Source organism: Streptomyces sp. NBC_01549 (assembly GCF_026339955.1).
Taxonomy (GTDB): Bacteria; Actinomycetota; Actinomycetes; order Streptomycetales; family Streptomycetaceae; genus Streptomyces.
Window position 1 is genome coordinate 214,671 of the sequence record NZ_JAPEPW010000004.1, and the last position, 21,606, is coordinate 236,276.

Below are 21,606 nucleotides of genomic sequence, written 5' to 3' on the forward strand. Positions count from 1 at the left end.
TTCTCAGAACCTCTCCGGGAAGATCAGGGCGAGGACGAGATAGCCCAGCAGGGCGACGGCCACGACCAGGCCGACGATGTTCTCGGCGGTCACAGCTTCGTCACCCCCTTGGCGACGAGGGCCACCAGCGCGAACACCGCGATCGTGGTGACGACGAAGGCCAGATCGGCCATCGCGAACTCCTAGATGAGGATCGGATCGAACGGACTGTTAGAGGAAAGCGCCTCCGTGGCCGGATTCGGCCGCCGTTGACACCTCTCTTACGGCAGCCGGTACGCCTTTGACGGAACTCTTACGCCCGACACGTCCACCAGGGGGAACTAATCCACCCGGCCGCCTGAAGACGCCCTCGGCCCGCACCGGCGAGGTGCGGGCCGTCGAGGCGGCCGCATCAGGAGATACGGAACCGCAGCCGGCAGATCACCGCGTCCGTGTCACGGCGCACCGCGTGGGCAACGACCGCACCCCGCTGGTTCTGCAGCAACCGCTGCCACAGCCGGTCCGGCTCGACCTCGGGGATCAGCACGGTGACCCGGGTGCCGGGCTCGTTCGTGGCCGTCTCGGCCACGTACGTGGCGATCGGGCGGCCCAGCGCGCGTCGCTCGGAGGTGAGGGCGATCAGCGGGACGCCGGGGTCCCACTGCGCCCAGTCCCGGGCCAGGGCATGCGCGTGTGCGCGGTCCTCGGGGTCGGGGTGGCAGACGGTGACCGCGCGCACCTCATCGCCCAGGGAGGCAGCGGCGTTGAGCGCCTCGCAGGTCAGGCGGGACAGGTTCGACACGGGCACGATGACGACGGAGCGGTCGCGGTGCGGCGGCTCAGTCGGGATGCGGCCGAGGCCCAATTGTTCGCCGATGCGTGCGTACGCCCGGTGCACCGTCTCGAAGGCGGCCACCAGCAGCGGCACGGCGATCACGATCAGCCAAGCACCGTCCTCGAACTTGGTCGCCGTCACCACGACCGCCGAGACGCCCGTGAGCACGGCGCCGAAACCGTTCAGCAGAGCCTTGCCCCGCCACCCCCTCCCCCGCTCACCACGCCAGTGCCGGACCATCCCGACCTGCGCGATCGTGAAGCCGATGAAGACACCGATGGCGAACAGGGGCACCAGGGTGTTGGTGTCACCGCCGGAGAAGACCAGCAGCACGGCGGAGACGGCGGCCAGCGCCAGCACACCGTGACGGTGGACCTGCCGGTCGGCCTTCAAGGCGAAAACGTGCGGGAGGTAGTTGTCACGCGCCAGCAGCTTCAGCAGCACGGGCAGACCGCCGAAGGACGTGTTCGCGGAGAGCGCCAGCAGGATCATCGTGGCGAACTGGATGACGTAGAAAGCCCAGTTGTGGCCGAACGAGGCGTCCGCGAGCTGGGCGAGGACCGTGACGCCCTCCACCGGCTGGAGGTGGAAGCGCGAGATAAGGACCGACAGCCCGATCAACATCACACCGAGGACGGCCCCCAGGGCCACCTCCGCCCGCTGAGCCCGCTTCACCCGGGGAACGCGGAAGGACGGCACCGCGTTCGCGAGGGCCTCGACACCCGTCAGCGCGCTGCACCCGGAGGCGAAAGCTTTCAGCAACAGCAGCGCGCCGACCGTCGTCGCGTTGTCCGCCAGCACCGAGCCATGGCCGGCCGCGGCTGCCGTGCTCACCGGCGCGGACCGGAACAGCCCCACCACGATGAGGACGAGAATCGAGCCGACGAAGATCACGGTCGGCACGATGAACGCCCGCGCCGACTCCACGATCCCCCGCAGATTCACCCCCGTGATCACCATCAGGACGGCCAGGCACAGCCACAGCCGGTCGCCGTACAGCTCAGGGAACGCCGAGGTCAGGGCCGCCACGCCGGCAGTGACGGCGACCGCCACATTGAGCACGTAGTCCAGGACCAGCGAGGCCGCCGCCACCAGACTCGTACGGGCGCCCAGGTGGGTCCTGGCCACGGCGTACGACCCGCCGCCGTCCGGGAACGCGGCGATCACCTGCCGGTACGAGGCGACGAGCACCGCCAGCAGCCCGGCGATGGCCAGCGTCACCGGCAACGTGAAGCCGAGGCCGTGCGCACCCGCCGCGGCCAACACCAGGACGATCGCCTCGGGGCCGTACGCCACCGACGCCATCGCGTCGAGCGACAGGGCGGCCAGACCCGTGAGGGCGGTGAGGCGGTGGCGCTCGCCGGTATCCGGCGGCTCCTCGTCGGCGGGGGTCGCCCCCGGCTCGATGGTCAGGACAGACATGGAATACGGGCTCCTTACGCGGTGACCCGCGCACGCGGGGAGGCGATGCGCGGGTCCGCCCAGGTTCTGTCCGTCCCCGGCCGCTTTCGATCCTTCCTTGCGCCTTCTTCGCGCCGAAGCCCCGGACCTTGACGGGACCCTGACGGTCGTGTGACCCACACGACTCCCCCACGGCTCTCCCCCACGACTCCCATCGGAGCGAAGACCTTCCCACGGCGCCCATCACGACCGGGCGTCAAGAAGGAGCAGGGCACCCATCAGAGACGCGTCAAGGGACCGGATTCAGGCCCTCCGGGTATCTACCGTCGTCCTTATCGGACGCCGCAACGACGCGCGACACAACGCGGTCCACGGACACACGGACACCCCCGCCGAAACCGCTCGCGACTGATTCTGGGCCCAGGACCTGCGCAGCTCGATCCGCTGCGCTGGCGTACTCCTCGCCCTTCTCCTGCTCATCGACTGGGGGGCCGGCACCTTCACCGCCCTGCGCGCGGTGCTGTGGGCCGGCCTCGCCGCGCTCCTTTTCGTGGTCCTGTTCCCGCACAGGGTCACCGTCGGCGAGGGGTGGCTGGCCTCACAGGGGTTGCTGCGGCGGCGCCGGGTCCGCACCGACCTGCTGGTGTCGGTGCGCTGCCTGGACGGCATCTCCCAGCGGCTCGTCCTGCGGGACACGTTCGGCGACCGGGTCGAGATCGACCCCAAGGTCCTGGTGAACAACCCAGACCTGTGGCGCCGCCTGGACGAGGACGCACACAAAGCGGCGGCCTGCGGATCGCTGACCTGTGGGCAGACCGCCCTGCGCCGGGTCTCGGAGCAGGTCGACCGGGAAACCGCCCTGACCGTGTTCAAGGTCTCCGGCCTGGAGTGACGCTCATCCCCGCCGATCGGCCGGATGTGGCTGCACCCCGGTCGTGAGGATGTCCAGGCCACGCCGTGTCGTCGCGAGCACGACACGGTCCCCCGCACGCAGGACCCGCCCATGCGGCGGGCGCCAGTCGAGGCCGGGCCGGTGGAGCCGGATCCCCGCGAGGGTGTCCGGCGAGGACGACGTGGAGTGCGCCGTGGCCGAGCCGACGGCCAGGACCCGCCACTCGTGCTCCCGGAACGCCTCGTGCACCGAACGCCCCTCCAGTTCGGGATGGCCGGCCACGTCCACCACGGTGAACAGCAGCGAGCCGCGCTCGACCGGCATCACGCCCAGCACATGACGGCCCATCATCGCGGCGACGAAGGAGGGCGCAGCAAGCGCGGAGACACTGCGGCTGCGTGTGGGGGCCTGGGGGTAGGAGGCGCGCAGGGTGCGCTGGACGGTGGCGGCGAAGTCGTCGTCGTACAGCCGCATCACCACCCGTACACCGGGGTTGGTCTCGCGCGCGGCCATCACGATGTCGAGGTTCTCACCGTCGTCGTGGGTGAGGACGAGCACCGACCTGCTGTGCCGGATGCGTGCGTGGTCGAGGACGCCCGGTGCTCCGGCGTCCTCCAGCAGCAGCGGGACGCCGAGCTGGCGGGCGAGGGCAACGCCGCGCGCGTGCGGGTCCCGTTCCACGGCCACGACGCGGTGGTCGGTGGTGCACAGCTGGGCGAGCACCCGGGTGCCGATCTTGCCGAGGCCGACCACGACGATGTGGTCGGAGAGGTCGTCGGCGGGCGCGTTGCTGACGGAGGCGGTCCGGAACGCCTCGGTGGCGTTCATGGTCGCGGCCACGACCAGCGGAAGCACGGCCAGGCCGACGAAGCCCGCGATCAGCTGGAGCACGCGGCGGGCCACGGCCTCGTCGGTCGCCGGGTCTCCCATCGTGAAGATGTCCAGCAGTGGGAGATAGACGTTCTTCCACCACGGGTGCTCGTGCGCGAAGAGCGCCGTGGCGGCCGCGAGCGCCAGCACGATCGCGGCCAGCACCCCGTAGACCGCGATGACCTCGCGGGAGAGGAACACCCGCCACGGCAGGTGTGCGAGCCGTGCCCGCAGCCAGCCCGCCAGGCCGTGGCGTTCCCGGGCGGGCGGCTCGGGCGCGTGGTGGTGGGTGACCTCCTCCAGCATCAGCCGGCCGTGGGTGAACTGCCGGTGGTAGGCGGTGCGGGTGTCGGGAAGGAGCTGGGTGCCTTCCTCCCCCGGCGTCTCGGGGCTGTCCTCACTCGCCGGGTCGTCCTGGTGCGAGCCGGAGAGCACGGCGAGGGTGGTCAGATCGGCCGACCGGGGTGGCGACCCGGCGGCCCGCACGACACCGCGGAAGACCTTGCCCTCGACCTGAAGGGTGTGGCCATGGCCGACCGCGGCGGCCGCCACGAGTTCCGGTACGGCGGTGTCGGCGTCGGACAGTACCGTGGTGGACATGTCCGGCCACGGATCGTCGCCGTTTCCTCCCGTGGCCTCGGCAGCCCGGTCCAGGAGGCGTTCCAGGTGGTGTCCGCGTTCGCGGTTGAACATGCGGATGACCAGGCGTATGGAGGGATTGAGGCTCCGGGCCAGGAGCGCCGCGGTCATGTTGACCTGGTCGTCGCCGTAGGTCAACGCGAGGGCCGCGGCCCGCTGCACGCCCGCGGACCGCAGGGTCTGCTCGTCCGGATGCGGGGCCACCAGCAGCTCGATCGGCGAGTGCGGGTCGCGGTGCAGCGCGGCGATCTCGGCGCCGCGCCCGTCGCGCCGGGAGGGCAGTACGACGGTGACGGCCTCTCCGCACACGGCGTCCAGTTCGACGGCGAGCCGGTGCGCGAGACCGTCGTCGCCGCAGATCACCATGTGCTGGGATCTGGGGCCAAGTTCCGTTCGTAGATGCAGAGTTGACGTCACATCAGTCATGAACGGCAGGACGGGCGCGCCCGGTTCCGGATGGGACGGGGGATCGCGTCAACGTTCCGTATGGAGCGGCCCGCGATACCGGCAGGTCAGATGCTCCTCGTGACGACCGTCCATGCCGCCCATATAGTCCATGCCGTCGGAGGGGTTCCAGGTGTCACCCGTCCTTGACCGGCCCCGCCGTGTCGAGGGCCGCGCCCGTCTGGTCGGCGAGGGTGACCGCGACGAGGCGGGCCTGGAGCGGGGGCACGGGGCCCGGGCCGGGCGTGAGCATGAAGCGGCCGAGGTAGTGGCCGTTGCCGTATGTACGCAGTTCGATCTCGCCGTCCGGCCAGCCTCCGCCGTCGATGTCCCAGTGCCGGCGGCCGACCGCCACATGCCCGTCCTGTTCCAGGCGGGGCGGCTGTCCCATGAGGGTGCCGTACTCGAAGCGGCAGGCCCGCAGGCCGAGGAGTGCGGTCAGTTCCCGGCGGACGTGGTCGACGACGGTGTCCGCGGACTTGGCGGACTGGGCGAGCTCGGCCGTCTCGTGGATACGGGCCAGGTAGCCGGCGTCCGTCACCGTGATCACCTCCAGGCGACGGGCACGGGCCGCGAGCTGGGACACGATCAGGCCGACGACCAGAAGCAGGACCGCGGTCTCGATGTCGGCGGACGCGGTGATGTCGAAGGTCTGGTACGGGCGGGTGAGGAAGAAGTCGAACCAGGCGGCGGCGGACAGCGCCGCGACCGCTCCCGCCACGCGGCTCCCGAGGGCCGCGACCGCGACGACCACCACGACCAGGATCAGCGCCGCGTTGGTGCGCGACAGGTCCGTACGGAACGGCACAAGCGCGAGCGCCACCAGGAACGGCCCCGCGAGGCCCGCCACCAGGGCGAGCCGGTCCCGGATCGCATAGCCGGTCATCACGCCTTCACCTCCTGCGTCCACCGCGGCGCCTTCGGGCCCGCGCCCGCCTACGTCGCTCTTTCGAAGGCTCATGTGAGGGCCCGTTCGAAAGCTCTTCTGAAGGCTCATACGCCTCCTCCTATGCTCTGCGTAGCACTGGAGTGCTCCACCCGCTCGGCAAAGGGCAGGGACAGCACCATGGTCAGACCGCCGCCGGGAGTGTCCTCCGGAGTGAGCGTGCCGTCCATCGCCTCGGTCAGACCGCGCGCGAGGGCGAGGCCCAGGCCCAGTCCGGTGGTGTTGTCGGTGTCGCCGAGGCGCTGGAAGGGTTCAAAAAGACGGTCGAGGTCGGTGGGCGGCAGGCCGGGGCCACGGTCGACGACCCGGACTTCGACCCGGCCCGCGTGGGCGCTGGACGTCAGCAGGACCCTGCGTCCCGCCGGACTGTGGCGGGCGGCGTTGCCGACCAGATTGGCGATCACCCGCTCGAGGAGCGGTGGGTCGGCCAGGACTGCCGGGATCTCCTCCAGGTCCGCCACCTCCGCGTCAGGGGTGTCGGCCAGCGCCGCCGGGAGGACCTCCTCCAGGGTGGTGGCCCGAAGGTTCAGGGTGAGCGCGCCCGCCTGGAGGCGGCTGAGGTCCAGCAGATTCTCGATCAGCCGGTTCAGCCGGGCCATGGACTCGTCGGCGGTGGCGAGGAGTTCGTCCCGGTCCTCCGGGGAGAACTCCACGTCACGGCTGCGCAGCGAGGTGACGGCGGCCCAGCCGGCGGCCAGCGGGGTGCGCAGGTCGTGGCCGACCGCCCGCAGCAGCGCCGTACGCATCCGGTCGGCGGCCTTGACCGGTTCGACCTGGGCGGCGGCCTCGGCGAGCCGGGCCCGTTCGACGGCGGCGCCGACGTGCGCGGCGAAGGCGGACAGTACGCGCCGCTCGGAGGACGGCAGGGTGCGGCCACGCAGGACCAGGAAGGCACTGGGGCCCGCGGGCACGACGGTCGCGCCGGCGGCTTCGGACGCCCGGGCGGCGTCTGGCGGCTCGTCCACCAGTTCCGCGGAGTCCATGCCGAAGGTCTCCCGGGTCCGTTCCACCAATGCCGGGATGGTCGCACCGCCCCGCACGATCGTGCCCGCGAGCGACGACATGGTCTCCGCCTCGGCCGTCGCCCGCGCCGAGCGCCGGGACAGGCGAAGGGAGCGGTCGACAACGCCGGCGACCACGGCGGCGACCGCCGCGAAGACCGCCAGCGCCAGCAGCGCGTTGGGATCGTCGAGCGTGAACTGCCCGACGGGCGGAATGAACCAGTAGTTGAGCAGCAGGGACGCCGTCACCGAGGCGATCACCGCCGAGACGACCCCGCCTATGCAGGCCACCCCCACCACGGTGAGCAGGAACAGCAGCGCCTCGCTGGTGAGGTTGAGCCGGTCCCGGGCCCAGTCGAGATCGAGCAGAAAGGTGAGCGCCACCGGCAGCAGCAGCCCGGTGACCGGGCCCGCGACCCGGCGCGCGGTCGACAGGGTGCGCCGCCGCGAGGGCAGCAGCGTGCCGCGTCCTGCGCGCTCGTGCGTGACGATGTGGACGTCGATGTCCCCGGAGAGCTCCACCACTGTCTCACCCGTACCACGTCCGGTGACGAAGCGCTCGATACGGCCGCGGCGGCTGGTGCCGACGACGAGTTGGGTGGCGTTCTCGGCGCGGGCGAACTCCACCAGGGCGGTGGCCACGTCGTCGCCGACGACCGAGTGGTAGCTGCCGCCGAGGTCCTCAATCAGCCGCCGCTGCCGGGCGAGTGAGGCATGCGAGGCGCCGGCGGCGAGGCCGTCGCTGCGGGTCACGTGCACGGCGAGCAGGTCACCGCCCACGGACCGGTCGGCGATCCGGGCGGCCCGCCGGATGAGGGTGTCCCCCTCGGGCCCGCCGGTGAGGGCCACGACCACCCGCTCCCTCGTCTCCCACACCCCGCCGATGCCGTGCTCGGAGCGGTAGGACTGCAACGCCTCGTCGACCCGGTCGGCCACCCACAGCAGGGCCAGCTGACGCAGCGCGGTCAGATTGCCGGGCCGGAAGTAGTTCGCGAGCGCCGCGTCCACCTTCTCCGGGGCGTAGATGTTGCCGTGCGCCATCCGGCGGCGCAGCCCCTCGGGCGGGATGTCCACCAGCTCGATCTGCTGGGCCCGTCGTACGACCTCGTCGGGCACCGTCTCGCGCTGCGGCACCCGCGTGATCTTCTCGACCACGTCGTTGAGGGATTCCAGGTGCTGGATGTTCAGCGCCGTGATGACGTCGATCCCGGCGGCGAGGAGTTCCTCGATGTCCTGCCAGCGCTTGGGATTGCGGCCCTCGCCAGGGACGTTGCTGTGGGCGAACTCGTCCACGATCGTGACCTGCGGGCGGCGCTCGAGGACCGCGGCGAGGTCCATCTCCTCGAACTCCCCGCCGCGATAGACACACGGGAGGCGCCCGGCCACTTCCAGGCCGTCGAGCATCGCCTCGGTGCCGGGGCGCCCGTGACACTCCACGAACCCCACCACCACATCGGCGCCGCGCGCCGCCCTGCGCCGTCCCTCGTCGAGCATGCGGTAGGTCTTGCCCACGCCCGGGGCGGCCCCCAGGAAGACCTTCAGCCGACCGGGCCGTACGTCACCCAGGCCGGGCCGGACATCCCCCCTGTCGGCCTGTACGTCACTCACATCGTTCCGTACGTCACTCATCGCAGCCGACGTGCTCCACTCACTGACGATCAACTCCCCATGGGGAAGGAGTACTTCCCCCCACCGAAGCCCTTCCGCAGGTCACCCGGCACGACCCTTGACGCATCCTTGGCGCCGTTCCGGTAGACGTTGACACTGCCTTGACGGGCCCTGGCCCGATAGGGTGAAAGCGGTATGCCGGGAAGTCTGGTCGGCAGGGAGCCACAAGGGCTCCTTTTCAAGGCCAAGGGGACGGCATGCGCAGCGTAGGAACGGTCCTGGCTCTCGTGGTGCTCGCCACTCTGGTGGCGACCTTCGCGCGCCGCTGGCGCATCCCCGCCCCTTCCCTGCTGGTGGTCGCGGGCCTCGCCGTCGCGCTGCTGCCGGGCACCCCGGAGATCCAGATCAGCCCCGAGATCATCGGCCTCGTCGTCCTGCCCCCGCTGCTGTACGCGAGCGCCGAGGAACTGTCCTGGCGTGAGCTGCGGGCGGTGTGGAAACCGGTCGGCGTGCTGTCCATCGGCCTGGTACTGGCCTCGGCCGCAGCCGTCGCGCTGGTGGCGTCCCTGGTCACCCCGCTGTCGTGGCAGATGGCCTTCGTACTGGGCGCGGTACTCGCGAGCACCGACCCGGTCGCGGTCACCGCGCTCGGCAGACGCCTGGCGCTACCGCCCAAGGTCCAGGTCCTCGTCCAGGCCGAGAGCCTGTTCAACGACGCGACCTCGCTGGTCCTGTTCCGGGTCGCTGTGAGCGTGGCCGTGGCATCGGCCGCCGCGAACTGGCACGCGGCGGGCGGGGAGTTCCTGCTGCTGGCGGGCGGCGGCATGGTCATCGGCGCGGCCGTCGCGGGCGTGGTAGCGCTGATCCGGCGGCGCACCGAGGACCCGGTCCTGGAGACCGTGATCGCCCTCGTCACCCCGTACGCCGCCTACGTCCTGGCCGAGGCCGCGCACGCCTCGGGCGTCACCTCCGTCGTGGTGGCGGGAGTCGTCCTCGGCGGCCGGGGCGACCGACTCACCAACGCCCGCATCCGCCTCCAGCTGCACGCTGTGTACGGCACGGTGGTGTTCCTGCTGGAGAGCGTCGTCTTCAGTCTCATCGGGCTGGCCCTGCCCGCCCAGGTGCGGGCCCTGTCCGACGGCGACCGGGCCTGGCCCCTGTACGCGCTCGCCGTCGCCGCCACCCTGATCGCCATGCGCCTGCTGTGGCTGGCACCGCTGTCGGCGGTGGTTCAGCGCAAGGGAGGCATCCAGCGCATGAACTGGCGGATCCCGATGGTCCTGACCTGGGCCGGCACCCGGGGCGTGGTCCCGCTGGCGGCAGCGCTGTCGATCCCGGTGACCACGAAGGCCGGGGCCACGCTCACGGAGCGCCCACTCGTCCTCGTCCTGACCACCTCGGTCGTCGTCACCACCCTCGTCGTGCAGGGCTTCACCCTCGCCCCGGTCGTCCGCCGCTCCGGCATCGCCCTGGAACCCGACCACACCGAACGCGAGGAGGCCGAGGCACGCTCCAGCCTGGCGGGCGCGGGGCTGAACCGCCTGGAGGAGATCTCCGAACTCGAAGCCGTTCCCGACGTCGTCCTCGACCGCCTCCGCCGCGGCCTCACGGCCCGCCTCGACGACGCTCACGACCGCCTCGCCGAGGGCAACGGCCAGGGTGCTCCCGCCGAGTCCGCCGACCTCGTCTACCGCCAGCTCCGCCGCGACCTGATCACCATCGAGGCGGCGGAACTCCAGCGCCTGTACGACGAACACCGCATCAGCGACACGACCCGCCGCCGGCTGCAACGCTCACTGGACCTGGAGGAGGCGCGGCTCGCGGACGCGTGAGCGCGGTTCTCCGCACAGCTCGTCTCAGCGGAACTCGGCGAGCCGTGGCCGCAGCCCGAGCGCGGCGAGAGCGGCTGCCGCGAGGAGTGCGCCGAGGGCCCAGGGAAGCAGGCCGGTCACCTCGGCGCGGCCCGCCCGTACGGAGGCGGTGAAGTGGTAGCGGTTGATGTCGGTCACCTGGTCCAGAGCGTTCATCCACGCCCCGAAGTGCGCGTTGGACATCCCGGGCTCCCAACTGATGCAGAACGCGACGGCCTCGCGCTCCTTGCCATGCGCCACCAGCGCGCGGATCGTGCGGTCGTCACGCTGGTAGGCGGCGTACGTCTCGACGGTCTTCTCCGCCGCCGCCCGCTCCCCGGCGAAGGTGATGTTGTCGAGTTCGCGCCGGAACTCACCCGTGAAGCGCAGGTCGTCGTGGTCGGAGCGATATGCCTGCCAGGTCGTGGCGAGTTGGTCGGCGTACGTGCCGAGGGTCACCTTGGAAGTGCCGTACAGCTCCTGCGACTTGGTGAGGAACGTCTGCCCGTACTGCTCGCGGCGCTCCGGGTCGAGGAGGTAACGGCTCTCGTCGGCGTTCGCGTCGTAGGCCATCGCGCGGGCACGGGAAAGGGCGACGACGGAGTCGAAGGCATCCCGCCGGGCGCCGCGCAGATGCTCGGCGGAGGCGGACAGCGCCTGGGCGCCGAGAAGCACGGCGAGCAGGGCGCAGACCGTGGCGGCCAGGACACCGGGGTTGAGGATCCGGTGGAAGCGGCGAGCGAGGTACCACTGGAGGACGCCGAGTGCGACGAGCAGCAGCACGCCGAGCACGAGGACAGCGGCGAGTTGGCCCGACAGGGCCGAACGGGCTGTTTCATACTGCCTGTTGAACGCACTGTTGTTGGAGTCGACCAACTTCCTTGCGTCTGGGAGGAGTTGGTTCCGCAGCAGGTCGGTGGCCTTGCGGTAGTCCGCGAGTGCGGCCGGCTTGCCGCCGGCGCGGCCGTCGTTCTCCAGGGCGCGGCCGATCAGTTCCTGGTACTCGGCGAAGCCGTCGGTGAGGGACTCCACGGTGTGCTCGTCAGTGCGGTCGCCCTGCGCGGCGACGGCGAGGGTGCGCAGGTCGTGGCCGATGGTGCGGCGCGCGTCGCCGTAGAAGCCGGCCGCCTTCTCGTGCGGCGTCGCCAGGCGCCCTTTGCCCGCATTGCCGCTGGACAGAAGGATGTTGGCCGCCTGCGCGTCCATGTCGTTGAGCGCGAGGTCGAGGTCGGCGGCGCTGGTCGTCCTGGGAGCCTCCTGGCGGGCGACCTCGTCCCACGTGCCGGATGCGGCGAGCCCGGCCAGCCCGAGCAGCAGCACCAGAGTGACGGTGAGCGAGACCGTGGCCGCGCGCAGAAGGCGCAGCCGCGCGGGCACGGTGGCCCAGAAGCGGCGGCGCAGAGCGGCCCGCGCGGCCACGGCCCGCTGCCGGAGGTGCCGCCTTCGGCGGCCCGGCCGCGACCCCCCTCGTGGCCGCAGGCCGGTCCCGCCCGCGGGCGGGGCGACCGGTCCGTGCTGTGGCTGCGCGACAGCGCCGGCCTCCGCCTCGGAACTGCTCGTGGTTCCGGCCGTGATGGTCACGAGCCCTCCAAGGTCACGCCACAGGCGGTCGCCCGTGTCGCACAGTCTGCGGCCGGTTTCGGCCACGGGCGTCGCCCGTTGATGCCCTCCTGACGCTTTGACGGGTGACCTTGACGGGAGTCTGACGCCACCGGCGGATCGCCCGTCAGGGAGGCGCAAATTCCGTGCCGGACAAAGCGGTTCGGGCGTCCGGCCGGGCTAGATTCCCTCTCGGCCGTCGGAGAGGCTGCGGACGTCAGTGGCATGACGGCTCTCCTCCGGGAGCACCCATCGGATGCTCCCGTCAGAACGCCTTTCCGGCGGCCGCGCACCCGGACGCGTCTCGTCGTCCCTCCCCGGCGTCCGTGCGCTGCCCTGCCCTGCGGTGCCGCCCCGGCACCGCAGGGCCCCACGGCCACCACGCGTTCTGTCAGCCCGACCGGTCTCCGGCGTGCCCTGGTGCGCGTGCGCCCGGTCTCCACCGAGGCATGAAGGTCCCCATGTTTTCCGCCGCTCCCCAGCAGGCCCCGCCGTCCCGCCCGCAGCGCACCCCCCGGCCCGGATCGGAGGGTCGGGAGAGACGCCGCGCGCCGAGCGGGCTGTTCGAACCCGCCCAGCTCGTCCAGTCGTTCCCCGAGGCACTGCTCAAACTGCACCCGCGCGCCCTGGTCAGGAACCCGGTGCTGTTCGTCGTCTCCGTCGGCGCCGTCCTCACCACCCTCTCCGCGGTCCTCCACCCCGCCGTCTTCACCTGGGTCATCAGCGTCTGGCTGTGGCTGACCGTGATCTTCGCGAACCTTGCGGAGGCCGTCGCCGAGGGCCGCGGGAAGGCGCAGGCGGAGTCGCTGCGCCGGGCGCGCACGGACACGGTCGCGCTGCGTCTGCGCCACTGGAGCTACGGCACCGACCTGCGCCACGTGGAGACGGAGGCCGTGGCCGCCACCGAACTCAGGCCCCTCGATGTCGTCCTCGTTGAGGCGGGGGAACTGATCCCTGCCGACGGTGACGTCATCGACGGGGTCGCGGCGGTCGACGAATCCGCCGTCACAGGGGAATCCGCACCCGTCATCAGCGAATCGGGTGGCGACCGCAGCGGTGTCACCGGCGGTACGACGGTCCTTTCCGACCGCATCCTCGTCCGCGTCAGCACCCGCCCCGGCAACTCCTTCCTGGACCGGATGATCGCCCTGGTCGAGGGCGCGTCCCGGCAGAAGACCCCGAACGAGATCGCCCTGAACATCCTGCTCGCCGCGCTCACCATCATCTTCCTGCTGGTCGTCGTCACCCTCCAGCCGATGGCCGAGTACGCGGATGCCGCCCAGTCCACCACCGTCCTCGTCGCCCTTCTCGTCACCCTCATCCCCACGACGATCGGCGCCCTGCTGTCCGCGATCGGCATCGCCGGCACGGACCGACTCGTCCAACGCAATGTCCTGGCCATGTCGGGCCGCGCCGTCGAGGCCGCCGGCGACGTGGGCACCCTCCTCCTCGACAAAACCGGCACCATCACTCTCGGCAACCGCGAGGCGGCCTCGTTCGTCCCGCTGCCCGGCATCGACGAGGCCCGGCTCGCCGACGCCGCCCAGCTGTCATCGCTGGCCGACGAGACACCGGAGGGCCGGTCCGTCGTCGTACTCGCGAAGGAACGGTACGGGCTGCGGGCTCCCGCCGAGGGCGAGTTGAGCCATGCGCGATGGGTACCGTTCAGCGCCCAGACCCGGATGAGCGGCGTCGACCTGCGCTGGGACAACGGCGCGGTATGCGCCATCCGCAAGGGTGCGGCCCAGCAGGTCATCGAGTGGGTGGAGATGTACGGCAGCCACGTCCCGCCCGAGGCCCGGTGGTTCGCCGACTCCGTCGCGGCCTCCGGTGGCACCCCGCTCCTGGTGGCCGTGCACGACTGGGACGGGCCGCGGGTGCTGGGGCTGATCCGCCTCAAGGACGTCGTCAAGGACGGCATCCGCGAACGCTTCGCCGAGCTGCGCCGCATGGGCATCCGCACCGTGATGATCACCGGCGACAACCCTCTCACCGCCCGCGCCATCGCCGAAGAGGCGGGCGTGGACGACTACCTGGCCGAGGCCACCCCCGAGGACAAGCTCGCCCTGATCCGGCGCGAGCAGGAGGGCGGCAAGCTGGTCGCGATGACCGGCGACGGTACGAACGACGCGCCCGCGCTCGCGCAGGCGGACGTCGGCGTGGCCATGAACACAGGCACCTCGGCGGCCAAGGAGGCCGGAAACATGGTCGACCTGGACTCCAACCCCACCAAGCTCATCGAGATCGTGGAAATCGGCAAGCAACTCCTCATCACCCGCGGGGCGTTGACGACGTTCTCCATCACGAACGACGTGGCGAAGTACTTCGCGATCATCCCGGCGATGTTCGCGGGCGCCTACCCGGGCCTGAAGTCGCTCAACATCATGGGCCTGCACAGCCCGACGTCCGCGATCACCTCGGCGATCATCTTCAACGCGCTCATCATCGTCGCCCTGATCCCGCTCGCCCTGCGCGGCGTCCGCTACACACCGTCGTCCGCGCACGACCTGCTGCGCCGCAACCTCATGCTGTACGGCCTCGGCGGGCTCATCCTGCCCTTCGTCGGCATCAAGATCATCGACCTGCTGATCTCGGGAGTGCCCGGCCTTGGCTGAACCGCGCGCCACCTCCTTTGTCCGCCCGGTCCGTCAAGGTCACGTATGCACACGTCAGAACCACATCAGGGAACGGCTGTCGGGCTTGCCCGCGATGTGCGGGACGGCTTCGATGGGATACGTGAACAGCGCCTGGCTCCTCTTCGACCGGCCGCCGAGTCCTACTCGGCCGCTCCGTCGTGCGCCGCGCTGCCTGGAACGGTTCGCGTCCGCCCTTACCTGACGCTCTCTTCCGCAGTCACTGGGCGTCGTGATCCCATCCGGCGCCCTTTCTCTCTCCTGTCCGCACGACCGCCACCCCCTCCCTGGGGGTGTGCGGCGTGCCCGCAACCCCGGATGAACCATGTCTGACTCCACCCTTTCCCTCTCTTCTGGCCGCACCGTCCTCGTCACGGGCGCCACCTCCGGCATCGGCCTAGAGAGCGCACGGCAACTCGCCGAACGCGGCGCCACCGTGCTGCTGCACGGCCGCACCGCCGAGGAAGCACGTGCCGCCGCCGACCGCCTCGTCGCCACGGCGAGCGTCGACGCCGACCGGCTGTGCGCCTACTCCGCCGACTTCACGCACCTCGACGAGGTCGAGGCCCTCGCTCACAAGGTCATCGCCGAGCACCCGCACCTCGACGTGCTCGTCAACAACGCGGGCATCGCGGCGCCCGAGCGGCACACCGTCACCACGGACGGCAACGAAATCGCCTTCCAGGTCAACTTCCTCGCCCACTACCTGCTGACCTGCCTGCTCGAACCGGCGCTCACCAGCGAGCCGGGCGGCCGGGTTGTGAACGTCTCCTCCTCCCTGCACCGCACCGCCTCCATCTCCTGGGCCGACCCCAACCGCGCGCGCCGCTACTCCCGGCTCGCCGCCTACGCCCAGTCGCAGCTGGCCCTGACGGTCTTCGCCGCCGACCCGCGGGTGACCGCGGTGTCCGTGCACCCGGGCGTCTGCGACACCGCGCTGCTCCCGCTCTACTCCCACGAGGGCGTCACGCCTGCCGAGAGCGCCGCGTACGTGGTCCGCCTGTGCGATGCGGCGGTCGAGATCATCAACGGCGCATACTACGACCGCGCCGAGCGCGTCGACCCCGCGCCGGCCGCCACCGAGGACCGCACAGTCAAGCGCCTCAGCAAGCTCGCCGACCTCCTCGTCGGCCGGACCGCTTGAACTCGCCCCCTACAACACGGAGTTGATGTCCACGTCGAAGCGCTCCCGCAAGAAGAAAGCCCGCCGAAGGAAGAAGGCGAACCACGGCCGCAAGGCCGGCCAGCGCTGAGCCGCGACCGGCACGGCGGGCGGAGAGACGAGACCGGCCGCATCCGAGCGGCTCCCTCTCCGCCCGCCCCTCCCCTCTCTGCTTTCGAGGCGTCGATGATTGAACTCGCACCCCGCCAACTGCCCGCCCGCTCCCGCTGGTTCCCCGCAGGGGCCCCGGGCCCGGCCACCCTCGGCAAGCACGTCCTCACCACCGGCTTCGGCCACTGGTGGGCGGACCGAGCCGACCAGCCACGTGTCGTCGCCGTCTCCTGCGCCGGCCACGTCCTGCTGCGCGGCGCCCCGGACACACTCGCCCCCGAGGACCTGGCACCCCTCGCGAACAGCCGCATCGAGGCTCCCGCCCGCTTCCTCCCGGCCCTCGGCACGGCCTTCGACCGCATCACTCCGTGGGAAAGGATGGTGTGGACCCTGCAGGCCGAACCGCAGCCCTGCACCGTCCCGCGCGGCGTGACCGTACGCCGCCTCGAACCCGCCGACACGGACACGCTGCTCGCCCTGGGCCCCGACGCGGCCTGGATCCATGCCAGCTGGGGCGGTCCGCTGGGCCTGGCCGCCTCCGGACACGCCTGGGCAGCCGTCGACCGGGGCGGACAGCCACTGGCCATCGCCTGCACCTACTTCCGCGGCACCCGCTACGAGGACGTCGCGGTCTTCACGGCGCCCGACCACCGCCGCCACCGCCTCGCCCTGGCCTGCGTCCGGGCCCTCACCGCGGACATCACCGCGCGCGGCCACACCCCCAGCTGGAACTGTTCCACCCTCAACCGCGCCAGCCGGCTCCTCGCCTGGACGGCCGGCTTCCGTCTGGTACGCGAGTACGTTCACCACGGGGCCGGGAACCCGGTACGACGCAACCGACTTGCCGCATAGGAACGGCCCGGCACAGGAATGAACTCGACGTGACCAAAGCTCCCCTTCTCACCCTGCAGGTCCTCGACGGCCGCCACGAACTGACGGTCGGCAAACTGAAGCTGAGGAACGACTCCTTCACCCTGCACTACTCCATCACTCCGCCCTTGGCGGACGCCGAAACCGAGGAGACTCCTCTGCTGCCCTTCCTGGAGGCGAAGGACGACCTGGGCAACGAGTACCTCGACTGGGGCGGCGCCTACGGCCCGAGCCCCGACGGCAACCGCACCGAAGGCTCCCTCACCGGGCAGCCCGGCCTACCGCCGGAAGCCCGCGTGCTCCTCGTCCGCCTCACCTTCGTGCAGGGCGGCAGCGAGACGGCATACGACATGTCGTTCCGCACTGGCTCCTGATCCTGCCGTGCCGAGGCCGCCACCGCTGGCGACAATGAGCGGCACCACGAGCAGAGTCGTTCCTCTCAGCATGCGCGAGCCCCTGGGCCAGTGGATCACTCTCTGCTTACGCTGGTCCCGCCGTCTCCTCGATGGCCGGAAACGACCGAAGAGCCGTACGTCAGGGAGAGCACGCCGATGGCCACCACCGAGCACGCACCCACGAGCCGATTGCGGGCGTGGATGCTGCAGGGCCTGTCCGACATGAGCAAGGGCCGGCAGATGCCGGGGCCCGTCGAGCCGGAGCCCGTGCACAAGGGGCAGCGCTGGTGGCGGGTGATGTGCCTGACCGGTGTCGACTACTTCTCCACACTGGGCTACCAGCCCGGCATCGCCGCCCTGGCCGCCGGACTCCTCTCCCCCGTCGCCACCCTCGTGCTCGTCATCGTCACCCTGGCGGGCGCACTGCCCGTCTACCGGCGGGTCGCCGAGGAGAGCCCGCACGGCGAGGGCTCGATCGCGATGCTGGAACGACTGCTCACCTTCTGGAAGGGCAAGCTGTTCGTCCTGACCCTGCTCGGCTTCGCCGCCACCGACTTCCTGATCACCATCACCCTGTCGGCCGCCGACGCCTCCACCCACCTCGTGGAGAACCCGCACCTGACCAGCACCCTGCACGACAAACAGATGCTGATCACCCTCATCCTGGTGGCGCTGCTCGGCGCGGTGTTCCTCAAGGGCTTCCTGGAGGCGATCGGCGTCGCCGTCGTCCTGGTCGGGGTCTATCTCGCGCTCAACACCGTGGTCGTGATCGTCGGCTTCTGGCACGTCCTCACCGCCGGCCACGTCGTCACCGACTGGACCAACGGACTGACCGCCGCGCACGGAAACGTCTTCGCCATGATCGGCGTGTCCCTGCTGGTCTTCCCCAAGCTCGCGCTGGGCCTGTCCGGCTTCGAGACGGGCGTGGCGGTCATGCCGCACGTCGAGGGCGACCCCGAGGACACCGAGGAGAACCCCAAGGGCCGCATCCGGGGCACCAAAAAGCTGCTGACCACGGCCGCCGTGATCATGAGCGTGTTCCTGATCGCCACCAGCTTCATCACCACGCTCCTGATCCCGGAGAAGGAGTTCGAGTCCGGCGGCCAGGCCAACGGCCGCGCACTCGCCTACCTGGCGCACGAGTACCTCGGCGGCGCCTTCGGCACCGTCTACGACGTGTCGACGATCGCCATCCTGTGGTTCGCCGGCGCCTCCGCCATGGCCGGACTGCTCAACCTCATGCCCCGCTACCTCCCCCGCTACGGCATGGCCCCGCACTGGGCACGCGCCGTCCGCCCCATGGTGATCGTCTTCACCCTGGTCGCATTCCTGGTCACCTGGATCTTCAACGCGAACGTCGACGCACAGGGCGGCGCCTACGCCACCGGCGTCCTGGTCCTGATGTCCTCCGCGGCGATCGCGGTGACCATCGCCGCCCGCCGCGCCCAGCAGCGGGGCTGGACGATCGGCTTCGCGGTCGTGTCCGCGGTCCTCCTCTACGTGACCGTCGCGAACGTCGTCGAACGCCCCGACGGCGTCAAGATCGGCGCCTGCTTCATCGCCGGCATCATCCTCGTCTCGCTCCTCTCCCGGCTGGCCCGCGCCTTCGAACTGCGGGTCACCAGCGTGAGCCTGGACGACATGGCGGAACGCTTCGTACGGGACATCGCCAGCCGCCGGATCCGGTTCATCGCCAACGAACCCAACAACCGGGACCTCATCGAGTACCGCGACAAGATCGAGCAGATCCGCACCGACAACGACCTCCCCGCCCAGGAGGACTTCGTCTTCGTCGAGGTCACGGTCGGCGACCCGTCGGAATTCGAGGCGGGCCTGACCGTACGCGGCGAGGTCCTGCACGGCCGCTACCGCGTCCTGACCCTGGAGTCCTCCTCCATCCCCAACGCCCTGGCCGCCCTCCTCCTCGACGTCCGCGACCGCACCGGCTGCACCCCGCATATCTACTTCGAGTGGACCGAGGGCAACCCCTTCACCAACTTCCTGCGCTTCTTCCTCTTCGGCCAGGGCGAGGTCGCCCCCGTCACCCGAGAGGTCCTCCGCGAGGCCGAACCCGACCGCTCCCGCCGCCCAAAGGTCCACGTCGGCTGAGCGGGCCGCGACGTCAGGATCCCGTCAAGATTCACCGGTACGGCGTCAGGAGCCCGTAAGTGCCGGTCGCCCACCCGCACCCACACGCCTAGCGTCGACGCCATGCAACGGAGCGGACCCGTGAGCCCGGCCGGCGACCGCCACTGGCGCGGCAGCGCCCGGCTCGCGGTGGGCTGCGCCCTCGCCTTCGGCACTCTGTCCGCCCTGGTCGACTGGGACGCCGGCACGCTGACGGCACCCCGCGCCGCGCTCTGGTCCGCCCTGTCCGTGGCGGTCTTCGCCGTCCTGCTCCCGCAGCGCGTCACGGCGGGCCAGGGCTGGCTGATGGCGCGCGGCACGCTCCGCCGACGGGCCGTACGGACGGATGCCCTCGTCTCCGTACGGCAGTACGACGGCGTCAGCGCCCAGCTCGTGCTGCGGGACGCGTACGGCCACCGCCTCGAACTCGACTCCCGCGTCCTGTCCGCCAACCCCTTCCTGTGGCACGAACTCGACACCGGCGTCCGCCGCTCCCTGGAGAAGGGCACCCTGCTCCAAGGGGAAGACGTACTCCGACGGCTGGCCGAGCAGATCGACGGCGAGACGGCACAGGCCGTTCTGCGGGCGTCCGGGCTGTCCTAGCGGGGCCGGGGAGGTGATCCCGCTCCCGTGCAGGGCCTCAACGCCGCGCGTGGCGGATCTTCAACCGTCCGTACCCCATGGTTCCGGAGATCCGGATTTTCGGCCCGCCGGGGCGGGAGCTCCGCGGGGGCTTGTAGTGCGTGTCCTTCCATCCGGTGCGCAGATCCTCGAAACCGACGACCGCGTCGCGAGGCACCGTGATCTTCGCCCTGCCGGTGCCGAGCTGCAGCTCGATGTCGACCACCGGATGCTCGAAGACCGCCTGGGACAGGTCCAGGTGCACTCTTCCGAATGCGGACTCGACCTTGAGGAACCGAGGTACCCGCCACACACCGCGCCGCTTGATCCGTCCACCGGCGGCGGCAATCGTGGACGTGGTGCCCTCGTTCCCCTGCGCAACCGAGACCAGAGCCGAAGCGATCTCACCGTGCGTTGTGGCAGTGAGCGCCCGGTGGAGGCGTTCGTCCATCTCCTCGTGCGAGATGCGCCCCTCGGCATACGCCTCCTGGAGACGCTGCACGGCCGCGTCGCGGTCGTCCTCGCTGATCAGTGACGGCAGGTCTTCCGACGGAGAGGTCACCGTCTCACTCTAGTGCCGTGCCGACGATGTGAACACGCCAAGATCCGCCAGCTCCTTAAAGCGCTGGAGACGGAGATGACACAAATAAGTGTCATCTCAGCCAGAGCCGCTACCATCGACTACATGCCCCGGGATGCCGACCTGATCTTCGCCGACCACGTCGGCCGCTTCTACGCACGCCAGTACGGCTTTCCACCGATGGCCGGACGCCTACTGGGGTACCTGTTCGTCTGCGACCCGCCCCAGCAGACGATCGACGAGCTGAGCGAGGCCCTGCTGGCCAGCCGCAGCGCCATCACCGGCGCGGTCAAGATGCTCGAGAACTACCGCATGACGCGGCGCACGCGCACCGCCGGCGAACGGGCGGACCGAGTGAGTCTGGATCCAGCGAGCCCGCAGCCACAGAACTTCGACTCCGCCATCCACGAGGAGCAGGCGGCGCTGCTGCGGGAAGGACTGGCCCTGCTCGCCGACGCTCCGCCGGAACGCCGCGCCCCGCTCGAAGAAATGATCGCGCTGACCGAGTTCCTCGCCGAGCGGCTCCCCGAGCTGCTGAACGAATGGCACGACCGTCGCCAGAAACTCCGAGCCTCAGGAAAGCTCCCCAGGTGAGAGGTTGCCCACCATGCCCGACTCCGCCCTGCCCGACCCTGCCCTGTCCGCCCTCAGGCAACGAGCCGAGAGCGGTGACGCGTCGGCGCTCGACGAGCTGATCGAACTCGCCGCCGAACTGGGCGACATCGGCGAACTGCGGCGTCTTGCCGACCAGGGCAATGCGACCGCGACCGATGAATTGATCCAGCTCGCCGCCGAGCGGGCCGACCTCGGAGAGCTGCAACGCCTGTCCGACAGCGGCAATGCGACAGCCACCGCCCAGCTCATCGAAACGGCCACCGAACTGGACGACCTGGAAACCCTGCGCCGCCTCGCCCACCAGGGCAGCACCGACGCCGCGGAGGTACTGGCCGAGCTCACCGCGCAATGACCACGTACGTCCAACTCCGCGAACAGACATCCCGAACTCTCGTCGGTGCTCACCGCGGCGAAACTGCGGGGCCAGG

The 21,606-nt window shown here is 70.8% G+C and carries 17 protein-coding genes; 10 read left to right on the forward strand and 7 right to left on the reverse strand.

The genetic code is table 11. The annotated features are described in order from the left end of the window. Window positions 1-3 precede the first annotated feature (3 nt). Together kdpF and OG819_RS51475 are read right to left on the reverse strand one after the other, a co-directional pair. Window positions 4-93 (reverse strand): K(+)-transporting ATPase subunit F, encoded by a 90-nt coding sequence (gene kdpF, locus OG819_RS51470; protein ID WP_016434100.1) that lies wholly within the window; start codon window positions 91-93, stop codon window positions 4-6. 298 nt (window positions 94-391) lie between these two features. After that, entirely contained in the window at window positions 392-2,236 is a 1,845-nt protein-coding gene (locus OG819_RS51475) for an APC family permease (RefSeq protein ID WP_266656832.1), read from the reverse strand. 496 nt (window positions 2,237-2,732) lie between these two features. On the opposite strand from OG819_RS51475, the gene OG819_RS51480 reads away from it, so the two are divergent. Continuing rightward, a complete protein-coding gene (locus OG819_RS51480; protein ID WP_266656833.1) occupies window positions 2,733-3,107 on the forward strand; it encodes a hypothetical protein in 375 nt (124 codons plus the stop codon). 3 nt (window positions 3,108-3,110) lie between these two features. Here OG819_RS51480 and OG819_RS51485 read toward each other — a convergent pair whose 3' ends face one another. From OG819_RS51485 to OG819_RS51495, 3 genes are all read right to left on the reverse strand, one after another. Next, the gene (locus OG819_RS51485) at window positions 3,111-4,982 is read right to left on the reverse strand and encodes an NAD-binding protein (protein ID WP_266656834.1); all 1,872 of its coding nucleotides are present in this window, start codon (window positions 4,980-4,982) and stop codon (window positions 3,111-3,113) included. Between the two features lie 214 nt (window positions 4,983-5,196). Then, on the reverse strand, window positions 5,197-5,946 hold the full coding sequence (locus OG819_RS51490) for a DUF4118 domain-containing protein (protein WP_266636759.1): 750 nt from the start codon (window positions 5,944-5,946) through the stop codon (window positions 5,197-5,199). Window positions 5,947-6,053: 107 nt separating this feature from the next. Beyond that, entirely contained in the window at window positions 6,054-8,573 is a 2,520-nt protein-coding gene (locus OG819_RS51495; protein WP_266657429.1) for an ATP-binding protein, read from the reverse strand. A gap of 299 nt (window positions 8,574-8,872) precedes the next feature. Here OG819_RS51495 and OG819_RS51500 point away from each other — a divergent pair, with 299 nt between their 5' ends. Continuing rightward, the gene (locus OG819_RS51500) at window positions 8,873-10,447 is read left to right on the forward strand and encodes a Na+/H+ antiporter (RefSeq protein WP_266636757.1); all 1,575 of its coding nucleotides are present in this window, start codon (window positions 8,873-8,875) and stop codon (window positions 10,445-10,447) included. A 24-nt stretch (window positions 10,448-10,471) separates the two neighbouring features. Here OG819_RS51500 and OG819_RS51505 read toward each other — a convergent pair whose 3' ends face one another. After that, the gene (locus OG819_RS51505) at window positions 10,472-12,046 is read right to left on the reverse strand and encodes a hypothetical protein (protein ID WP_266656835.1); all 1,575 of its coding nucleotides are present in this window, start codon (window positions 12,044-12,046) and stop codon (window positions 10,472-10,474) included. 479 nt (window positions 12,047-12,525) lie between these two features. Here OG819_RS51505 and kdpB point away from each other — a divergent pair, with 479 nt between their 5' ends. The 6 genes from kdpB to OG819_RS51535 all read left to right on the forward strand — a co-directional run bounded on the left by kdpB (window position 12,526) and on the right by OG819_RS51535 (window position 19,965). Continuing rightward, complete coding sequence (gene kdpB / locus OG819_RS51510; protein WP_266656836.1) at window positions 12,526-14,679, forward strand: potassium-transporting ATPase subunit KdpB; 2,154 nt, start codon at window positions 12,526-12,528, stop codon at window positions 14,677-14,679. A 343-nt stretch (window positions 14,680-15,022) separates the two neighbouring features. Further along, window positions 15,023-15,841 carry an SDR family NAD(P)-dependent oxidoreductase gene (locus OG819_RS51515; protein WP_266636751.1) on the forward strand — a complete coding sequence of 273 codons (819 nt, stop codon included), beginning with the start codon at window positions 15,023-15,025 and terminating at the stop codon, window positions 15,839-15,841. A gap of 204 nt (window positions 15,842-16,045) precedes the next feature. Next, complete coding sequence (locus OG819_RS51520) at window positions 16,046-16,822, forward strand: GNAT family N-acetyltransferase (protein ID WP_266656837.1); 777 nt, start codon at window positions 16,046-16,048, stop codon at window positions 16,820-16,822. A 29-nt stretch (window positions 16,823-16,851) separates the two neighbouring features. Next, a complete protein-coding gene (locus tag OG819_RS51525; protein WP_266636748.1) occupies window positions 16,852-17,214 on the forward strand; it encodes a hypothetical protein in 363 nt (120 codons plus the stop codon). 177 nt (window positions 17,215-17,391) lie between these two features. Beyond that, the gene (locus OG819_RS51530) at window positions 17,392-19,344 is read left to right on the forward strand and encodes an amino acid transporter (protein ID WP_266656838.1); all 1,953 of its coding nucleotides are present in this window, start codon (window positions 17,392-17,394) and stop codon (window positions 19,342-19,344) included. 102 nt (window positions 19,345-19,446) lie between these two features. Continuing rightward, window positions 19,447-19,965, forward strand: coding sequence for a hypothetical protein (locus OG819_RS51535; protein ID WP_266636744.1), 519 nt, complete (start codon window positions 19,447-19,449; stop codon window positions 19,963-19,965). A 37-nt stretch (window positions 19,966-20,002) separates the two neighbouring features. Here the strand turns inward: OG819_RS51535 and OG819_RS51540 are convergent, their stop codons facing one another. After that, window positions 20,003-20,545, reverse strand: coding sequence for a DUF1707 domain-containing protein (locus OG819_RS51540; RefSeq protein ID WP_266656839.1), 543 nt, complete (start codon window positions 20,543-20,545; stop codon window positions 20,003-20,005). A gap of 123 nt (window positions 20,546-20,668) precedes the next feature. Here OG819_RS51540 and OG819_RS51545 point away from each other — a divergent pair, with 123 nt between their 5' ends. Further along, window positions 20,669-21,157, forward strand: coding sequence for a hypothetical protein (locus OG819_RS51545; RefSeq protein ID WP_266656840.1), 489 nt, complete (start codon window positions 20,669-20,671; stop codon window positions 21,155-21,157). 13 nt (window positions 21,158-21,170) lie between these two features. Then, the gene (locus OG819_RS51550) at window positions 21,171-21,530 is read left to right on the forward strand and encodes a hypothetical protein (RefSeq protein WP_266636738.1); all 360 of its coding nucleotides are present in this window, start codon (window positions 21,171-21,173) and stop codon (window positions 21,528-21,530) included. Window positions 21,531-21,606 lie beyond the last annotated feature (76 nt).